The organism is Streptomyces doebereineriae (assembly GCF_031845645.1).
Lineage (GTDB): Bacteria > Actinomycetota > Actinomycetes > Streptomycetales > Streptomycetaceae > Streptomyces > Streptomyces canus.
In genome coordinates, this window is sequence record NZ_JAVREZ010000099.1 from 1 (window position 1) to 559 (window position 559).

The window sequence follows — 559 nt, forward strand, 5'->3', positions numbered from 1 at the left end:
GGCCCCAACCCGCGGTCAGCGCGGCCAGTTCGTCGGGCGACAGGCCCGATGCGGACATCGGCTCATGGCGCACGTCGGCCGCCGCGGCGCCGTCGCCCGCCGCGTCGATCGCGGCAGCCAGGTCGGCCAGCGCGGGATGTTCGAACACCATGCGTGCCGTCATCGCCATACCGGCATCGCGCGCCCGCGCCGCGAGCTGCACAGCCAGGATGCTGTCGCCGCCGAGGGTGAAGAAGTCGTCGTACCGCCCCACCTCGGTGGCACCGAGAAGATCCACCAGCATCGCTGCCATCGTGTGCTCGGTCGGGGTGGCCGGCGGCTCGGACGGTGCTGAGGCGGTGACTCGAGGACGGGTCAGAGTGGCCGGTTCGATGCCGTCGACCACGGTGAGCACGGCACCGGCGAACTCCTCGGGCAGCGCGGTCCGTGCGTTGTCCAGGAAGGTTTCCGTGCCAGCAACTCCGGGCTCGAGCACCACGTAGCCGGCCAATGTGATGGCGCCACGGCCGTCCCAATGTCTGGTCGCCGCGACCGCCACGCCGTCGAGCGCTTCCAGCGC

At 71.6% G+C, this 559-nt stretch carries 1 protein-coding gene; it reads right to left on the reverse strand.

All coding sequences use genetic code 11. The features are described from left to right. On the reverse strand, positions 1–559 hold a 559-nt coding region (locus tag RNB18_RS50890), incomplete at both ends, for a phosphopantetheine-binding protein (RefSeq protein WP_311720910.1).